Origin of the sequence: Streptomyces marokkonensis (assembly GCF_039539045.1) — a bacterium.
Classification (GTDB): domain Bacteria; phylum Actinomycetota; class Actinomycetes; order Streptomycetales; family Streptomycetaceae; genus Streptomyces; species Streptomyces marokkonensis.
Genome location: NZ_BAABCQ010000018.1, coordinates 62823 through 68822, shown reverse-complemented (window position 1 = coordinate 68822; position 6000 = coordinate 62823). Strand labels below are relative to the sequence as shown.

Sequence of the window (6000 nt, the reverse complement as noted above, 5' to 3'; positions counted from 1 at the left end):
GCGGATGCCGGGCCAGCACCGCGTCCACCTCGGGCGTCAACGCCGCCGCCAGCCGGGTGGCCACCGGCAGTGTGTCGTCCAGCAGGGCTGTCGCGGCGGCCAGCACCGCATCGCGGCCGGCACCCTTCGGCACTCCCGCGGCGGCCCGCCGGTACAGCTCGGCGCCCTCCTCCAGGACCAGGCCGGTGTCGATGCCGGCCGGGACCTTGATCCGCGCGTGGCGCCGCCAGGTGGCGACGGGGTCGCTCCACGCCTCCACCCGGTAGGTCCAGTCGCCCGCGGTGTCCGGGGTGACCTCGGCGCCCCAGCGGTCGCTGCCCGGGGTCAGCTCCCGCATCGGCGTCCACGGGCCCGGCCGTCCCTCGGGGTCCTTCAGTACGACGTTGGCGGCCACCGCGTCGTGCCCCTCGCGGAACACGGTCGCGGTGACCTCGAACGTCTCTCCCGCCACCGCCTTCGCCGGGCGTCTGCCGTACTCCACCACCGGGTGGACGTCCCGAACCGGGATACGTCCGATCCCCACGGTCGCACTCATCCGTTCTCACCTCCGCCGTGCTCGGGGCCGGGCGCGGGCCCGGTCGTCGGGGTCAAGCCGCGCCGGAGGGGGTCTTCCGCCCCGACGGGGAGAGCCGGCCCCCCTGTTCCTGCGCATGGGTGACCAGGTTCGTCCGCAGATACCGTTCGGCGGCATCCGCGGCCTCGCGTGCGCACCGCTTTCCCATCAGCACGCACAGGGTGTAGCCGGAGTCCTCGAAGGTGGACCGGACGCCCCCGTCCGCGGGAGACGCGAGCATCGAGCGTTCCCAGGCGCGATAACGCCGCAGCTGCCGGGCGACTTCGCTCTTCGCGGGAAGCAGCATGGCCGGTCACCTTCCGGACGGTCCGGGGGTACGGACGATCGACTTCTTCACACATGGTGCACGGGCGGTGACGTGCCGTCTTGTTGGATCTTCAACCACTTTCTCGTGTTGCACGAATGGGCTACGCCTCCCACTCTGGAGTGACTCAGAAGCGATCAGTGCTCACGCTTCGTGTCGGGGAGCTCGTCCCCCAAGGGGCGAGGAGGAGCGAGAGCTCTCGCGGTGAGGAGCCACGACGATGAAGACCGCAGTGCCCTGCTACTACCACCTCGACGTGGAAGTGAGCCCGGAACGGGTCGTACAGGTCAGGCGCATCCTGGCCGCTCACCTCCGGTTCTGGAACCTGGAGAACCTCGTCGAACCCGTCTGCTCGGGCGCCGAGATGCTGCTCCGGGCGATCGACGAGCACGCGAGCGACAAGAACACGTCGATCGAGATGTGGTGGAACCGCCAGCACCTCATCACGGCCGTGGGGGGCAACGACCACGCGCTCCGTCCCGACCAGGACCTGCGCACGTGCCTGCAGCACCTCGCCGCCACCAGCGACGGCTGGGGCTGCTGCGCCATCGACACCGGGGCCAAGGTCATCTGGTTCTCGCAGCGCGCCCGGGCCGGCGAACGTGTCCCGCTGGTGGCGACGGCGCCGGAACCGATCACCCAGGAGGGGCTGGAAGTGCCACGAGAGATCATGCCGGTGGCCCGGCTGGCCGACCCGGTGAGTACGGGCAACGGCATTCTGGAGGAGGCCCGGTGACCCGCGCCAGGCCGAACTGGAAGGGGTCGCCCGTGTGGAGCGGGCACCCCTACCCCCTGGGAGCCGCGTACGACGGACAGGGCACCAATTTCGCGCTGTTCAGCGAGGTCGCCGAACGGGTGGAACTCGTCCTCGTCGACGACGACGGAACCCACAGCACCGTCCCGCTGCCCGAGGTCGACGGCTTCGTCTGGCACTGCTACCTGCCCGGCGTCGGCCCGGGACAGCGCTACGGCTACCGGGTCCACGGTCCGTGGGCCCCCGCCGTGGGCCACCGCTGCAACCCGGCGAAGCTGCTCCTCGACCCGTACACCCGGGCCGTGGACGGGATGGTGGACAACCATGCCTCCCTCTTCGAACGGGCCAGGGGCAGGGCCGACCCGGGTGACAGCGCCGGACACACCATGCTCGGCGTGGTCACCGACCCGTTCTTCGACTGGGGCGACGACCGCCCGCCCGGACGCCCGTACTCGGAGAGCGTGATCTACGAGGCCCACGTCCGCGGACTCAGCCGCACCCACCCCGACGTGCCCGAGGAACTGCGCGGCACCTACGCGGGGCTGGCGCACCCGGCGGTCGTCAACCACCTGACGTCCCTCGGCGTGAGTGCGGTGGAGCTGATGCCGGTGCATCAGTTCGTGCACGACGGGGTGCTCCAGGACCGGGGCCTGTCCAACTACTGGGGCTACAACACCATCGGCTTCTTCGCGCCCCACAACGGCTACGCCGCCCTCGGCACCCGCGGGCAGCAGGTCACCGAGTTCAAGTCGATGGTCAAGACCCTGCACGAGGCCGGCCTCGAAGTGATCCTCGACGTGGTCTACAACCACACCGCCGAGGGCAACGAAAAGGGCCCCACCCTCTCCTTCCGCGGCATCGACAACGCCTCGTACTACCGCCTTGTGGACGGCGACTGGCAGCACTACTACGACACCACCGGCACCGGCAACAGCCTGCTGATGCGGCACCCGTACGTACTCCAGCTGATCATGGACTCGCTGCGGTACTGGGTCACCGAGATGCACGTCGACGGCTTCCGCTTCGATCTCGCGGCCACCCTGGCCCGGCAGTTCCACGAGGTGGACCGGCTGTCGGCGTTCTTCGACCTCATCCAGCAGGATCCGGTGATCAGCCGCGTCAAGCTGATCGCCGAACCCTGGGACGTCGGCGAGGGCGGCTACCAGGTGGGCAACTTCCCCCAGCTGTGGTCGGAGTGGAACGGCATGTACCGGGACGCGGTACGGGACTTCTGGCGCGGCGAGGAGCACACGCTCGGCGAGTTCGCCTCCCGGCTGACCGGCTCCTCCGACCTGTACCAGCACAGCCGGCGCCGCCCCCGCGCCAGCGTCAACTTCGTGACCGCGCACGACGGGTTCACCCTGCGCGACCTCGTCTCGTACAACGACAAGCACAACGAGGCCAACGGCGAGGGCAGCCGGGACGGCGAGAGCCACAACCGGTCCTGGAACTGCGGCGCCGAGGGCGTGACGAAGGACCCGGCCGTCCGGGAGCTGCGCGGCCGCCAGCAGCGCAACTTCCTCACCACGCTGCTGCTCTCGCAGGGCATCCCGATGCTGTGCCACGGTGACGAACTGGGCCGTACCCAGCGTGGCAACAACAACGCCTACTGCCAGGACAACGAGATCTCCTGGGTCGACTGGCGGCTGAACGGGGAACAGCGCGCGCTGCTGGACTTCACCCGTCGCGTCATCGCGCTGCGGGCCGGCCACCCCGTCCTGCGCCGGCGCCGCTACTTCCGCGGCGACACCCTCACCCACGCGGACCAGCCGCTGCCCGACCTGGTGTGGCTGCTGCCCGACGCGCGGGAGATGACCGACGACGACTGGCAGCGTTCCGACGCGCACGCCGTCGGCGTCTTCCTCAACGGCGACGCCATCGCCGAGCCCGACCCGTGCGGCCGGCCGGTCGTGGACGACTCCTTCCTGCTGCTGCTCAACAGCCACTGGGAGCCGACGGACTTCAAGCTGCCCGGCGCCACCTACGGCGAGCGCTGGGCAGCCCTGATCGACACCGCCGACCCGGAGGGTGTCCCCGACGAGGCGGAGCACAAGGCAGGCACCGTGGTGACCGTCGAGCAGCGCAGTCTGGTGCTGCTCTCCCGGCCGTCCCGCGCCGGCCGGTGAGCAGCCCGTGAGGTCAGCCGGCGAGGCGGCGCGCGGTCACCGTGAACTGCGCGCCGTCGGCGTCCCGGAGCACGGCCTCGTCACTGCTCACGGACAGTACGCTGCCGCCGTGCCGCTCCGCGGCGCGGGCGCACGCCGCGACGTCCCGGACCGCGAAGTGGACCTGCCAGTGCGGCCGGACGGCCGGATCGGGCGCCGATCCCAGGGCTCCCGACTCGATGCGTGCCACCACATCGCCCTGGCTGCGCAGGACCACCTCGTCGCCCTCGTACTCGACCTCGCAGCAGCCGCTGGGACCCGACGCCCAGTCGAAGATCTCGCCGTAGAAGATGGCGGCGTCGAAGGCGTCACGCGTGTGCAGCCGGATGAAGGCGGGGCGCGAGGTGCGCCAGGTCTCCCAGTCCGTGAACAGCGCGCCCTCCCAGATCCCGAAGGTCGCGCCGTCCCGGTCGGCCAGGAGGGCAGCCCGGCCGGGGGGCAGGGAGATGGGCCCGACCGCTGCCGTGCCGCCGCGCTCCTGCACCCGCGACGCCGCCTCGTCCGCACTGCGTACGGCGAAGTACGGCGTCCACGCCACCGCCATCTGCCACATCGTGGCGACGGCGCCGATCCCGGCGACCGGCGCACCGTCGGCCAGGGCGATCCGGAAGGCGTCGCCCAGCTTTCCGGGCCGCCACCGCCAGCCCAGCACGGCGGAGTAGAACTCCTCGGTGGCCTTCAGGTCACGGCTGGTCAGGCTCACCCAGCAGGGGGCCCCGTACACGGAGTGCGTGGACAGCAGGCTCTCCGTGCCGGCCGAAAGGGACATGTCGTGGTTCATGGCAGTCGCGTCCTGGTCTCGTCCACCGGCAGCCACCGGCTCCACGCCAGTGTCCGGCCGGGAGTGCGGCGGGCGCCTGCCGAGTACCCCGGCCGCGTCGCCGAAACGGAGGCCCACACGCCCCGGACGGCCCAGTGGCGCAGGGAGGCACAGGTGGCCACGATGGAGGCGTCGGAGCGGTACCGCGCGGCACAGGCGGCGGTGACCCGCCGGATCCGGAGGTGACCATGCCCACCGACTGGGGCTCGGACCAGACCGGCTCGGACCAGGTCTTCCAGTTGCAGGAGCAGGTCCGGCAGCTGAAGGAGGCGGTCGTCTCGCACGCCGTCGTCGACCAGGCGATCGGGATGATCGTTGCCCTCGGCAGGGTGACACCGGACCAGGGGTGGATCGTACTGAAGGAGGTTTCCCAGCATACGAACATCAAACTGCGCAACGTGGCAGAAATGATACTCATCTGGGGGCGCGCCGGGGTGATGCCGCCGGAGATCCGGGCCGCCCTCGACGACTGCCTGGACCGGCACGGCCCCACGCAGATCCCCGGCGCCCCGCCCGAGGCCCGCTGAGAGTCACCGCGCGCCCGCCGGCGGGGAGTCAGCGGATCTCCGCGAGGATCTCCTCGCGGATCCGGTCGAAACAGCCGCTGAGCAGCCGGGAGACGTGCATCTGGGAGATGCCGAGCTGTTGTGCGATGCGGCTCTGCGTCATCCCGCCGAAGAAGCGCAGGTAGAGGATGGTGCGCTCGCGCTCGGGCAGCGCCTCCAGACAGGGCCGGACGGCCACCCGGTCCACGACCGCGTCGAAGGCCGGGTCCGGTCCGCCGAGCGCGTCCCCGAGGGCGTACCCGTCGGTGCCGGGCATCTCCGCCTCCAGGGAGAGGGCGGAGAAGCACTCCAGCGCCTCCATGCCGGTACGGACCTCGACCGTGGTCAGCTGCGCGTGCTCGGCGATCTCCTCGATGGTCGGGGCGCGTCCCGGTGTCGTCTGCGCCAGTTCCTTCGCGGATCTGCGCACCCGGTTGCGCAGGTCCTGGATCCGGCGTGGCACGTGCAGGGTCCACATGTGGTCGCGGAAGTGCCGTTTGATCTCGCCGGTCACGGTCGGCACGGCGTACGCCTCGAAGGCGTGGCCGCGTTCCGGGTCGTAGTGGTCGACGGCCTTGACCAGTCCGAGGGCGGCCACCTGGTAGAGATCCTCCAGGTTCTCGCCGCGGCCCCGGAAGCGGACCGCGATCCGCTCCGCCATGGGCAGCCAGACCTTGATCAGGTCGTCCCGCAGCGCCTTGCGCTCCGGGCCGTCGGGCAGCGCGACGAGCCGGTCGAATGCCGCGGCCGTGTCGGGGGCGTCGTCGTGGGGGTGGGGCTTGGTTCTGCCGGCGATACGCGTCATGCGCACCTCCCTCAGCAGGGGGGCTGGCAAATC

The 6000-nt window shown here is 71.0% G+C and carries 8 protein-coding genes; 4 read left to right on the top strand and 4 right to left on the bottom strand.

The features are described 5' to 3' along the window. Together ABEA26_RS07060 and ABEA26_RS07055 are read right to left on the bottom strand one after the other, a co-directional pair. A partial coding sequence (locus ABEA26_RS07060) for a maltotransferase domain-containing protein (RefSeq protein ID WP_345590221.1) occupies positions 1–535 on the bottom strand: 535 nt, incomplete at its 3' end. Positions 536–587: 52 nt separating this feature from the next. Continuing rightward, the gene (locus ABEA26_RS07055; protein ID WP_345590220.1) at positions 588–860 is read right to left on the bottom strand and encodes a DUF5133 domain-containing protein; all 273 of its coding nucleotides are present in this window, start codon (positions 858–860) and stop codon (positions 588–590) included. A 238-nt stretch (positions 861–1098) separates the two neighbouring features. Here ABEA26_RS07055 and ABEA26_RS07050 point away from each other — a divergent pair, with 238 nt between their 5' ends. Further along, positions 1099–1614: a pep a2 gene (locus tag ABEA26_RS07050; protein ID WP_345590218.1), complete on the top strand. Its 516-nt coding sequence runs from the start codon at positions 1099–1101 to the stop codon at positions 1612–1614. Next, positions 1611–3758 carry a glycogen debranching protein GlgX gene (gene glgX / locus ABEA26_RS07045; RefSeq protein WP_345590216.1) on the top strand — a complete coding sequence of 716 codons (2148 nt, stop codon included), beginning with the start codon at positions 1611–1613 and terminating at the stop codon, positions 3756–3758. Before ABEA26_RS07050 ends, glgX begins: the two co-directional genes overlap by 4 nt. Before the next feature lie 13 nt (positions 3759–3771). Here glgX and ABEA26_RS07040 read toward each other — a convergent pair whose 3' ends face one another. Beyond that, positions 3772–4578 (bottom strand): VOC family protein, encoded by an 807-nt coding sequence (locus ABEA26_RS07040; protein WP_345590214.1) that lies wholly within the window; start codon positions 4576–4578, stop codon positions 3772–3774. Between ABEA26_RS07040 and ABEA26_RS07035 the strand changes: the two genes are divergently transcribed. Together ABEA26_RS07035 and ABEA26_RS07030 are read left to right on the top strand one after the other, a co-directional pair. Then, the gene (locus ABEA26_RS07035) at positions 4570–4803 is read left to right on the top strand and encodes a hypothetical protein (RefSeq protein ID WP_345590212.1); all 234 of its coding nucleotides are present in this window, start codon (positions 4570–4572) and stop codon (positions 4801–4803) included. The two genes, ABEA26_RS07040 and ABEA26_RS07035, sit on opposite strands and share 9 nt — an antisense overlap. A gap of 2 nt (positions 4804–4805) precedes the next feature. Further along, the gene (locus ABEA26_RS07030; protein ID WP_345590211.1) at positions 4806–5144 is read left to right on the top strand and encodes an ANTAR domain-containing protein; all 339 of its coding nucleotides are present in this window, start codon (positions 4806–4808) and stop codon (positions 5142–5144) included. 28 nt (positions 5145–5172) lie between these two features. Here ABEA26_RS07030 and ABEA26_RS07025 read toward each other — a convergent pair whose 3' ends face one another. After that, entirely contained in the window at positions 5173–5967 is a 795-nt protein-coding gene (locus ABEA26_RS07025) for a SigB/SigF/SigG family RNA polymerase sigma factor (RefSeq protein ID WP_345590209.1), read from the bottom strand. Positions 5968–6000 lie beyond the last annotated feature (33 nt).